The organism is Streptomyces glaucescens (genome assembly GCF_002154375.1).
Classification (GTDB): Bacteria; Actinomycetota; Actinomycetes; order Streptomycetales; family Streptomycetaceae; genus Streptomyces; species Streptomyces glaucescens.
Genome location: NZ_MUND01000432.1, coordinates 1 through 861, shown reverse-complemented (window position 1 = coordinate 861; position 861 = coordinate 1). Strand labels below are relative to the sequence as shown.

Here is an 861-nt window from a genome sequence, read left to right as displayed (position 1 = left end):
ACACCCTCGAACTCCTCGCCCAGCTCCAGCAGTTCGAGCTCGGCCGCTTCCTGTTGCACAACCGCGGCCTCAACGGCTACTGGACCTCGTACATCTTCCGCAACCGACCCGAGGGCCCCGTCACCCCGCTGGAACACTGGCTGCTCAACAACTCCCTGCTGTGCCAGGCCCGCGAGCGCTACCACCGCTTCAGGGAACTGATCGCCGAGCACATCACCGACGGCGCCACCCTCGCGTCCGTCCCGTGCGGCGTCATGGACGACCTGCTCGAACAGGACTACCGGGACGTGACCGGCATCCGGCTGGTCGGCGTCGACCTCGACACCGAGTCCCTGCGCTACGCCGAGGAGAACGCCCGGCGCCACGGCCTCGCCGAGCACGCCTCCTTCCGCCGCGAGGACGCCTGGAACCTCGGCGCCGAGGCGGAGTTCGACCTCGTCGTCAGCAACGGACTGAACATGTACGAGTCCGACCCGGCGCGGCTGACGGACCTGTACCGCTCCTTCCACCGGGCGCTGCGGCCCGGCGGCCGGCTGCTCATCAGCTTCCTCACCCCGCCGCCCCCGCCGCCGTGGGAGGCCCCGGAGCACGCCGCCGCCTGGGCTAAGTACCGGATCGGCGAGGACGACCTGCGCCGCGAGCTGTCCATCATGGGCGACATCGTCCAGGCGACCTATCTCAACTTCTCCAGCGAGAGCGACGTGCGCTCCCAGCTGGCAGCGGCCGGCTTCACCGTGCAGGCGGTCCGCTACAACGCCGGCGGCGTGCTGCCCATCGCCATCGCGGTCAAGTAGTCCACCACCGGGAGGGGAGCCCGGGTCCGTGGCCCACCCGACCCCGGACTCCCTCCCGGTGGTGGAC

General features: G+C 70.5%; 1 protein-coding gene. It reads left to right on the top strand.

Annotated elements, in window-relative coordinates; all coding sequences use genetic code 11:
- A partial coding sequence (locus CCN42_RS26330) for an SAM-dependent methyltransferase (protein ID WP_086739331.1) occupies positions 1 to 794 on the top strand: 794 nt, incomplete at its 5' end.
- Positions 795 to 861: the final 67 nt, after the last annotated feature.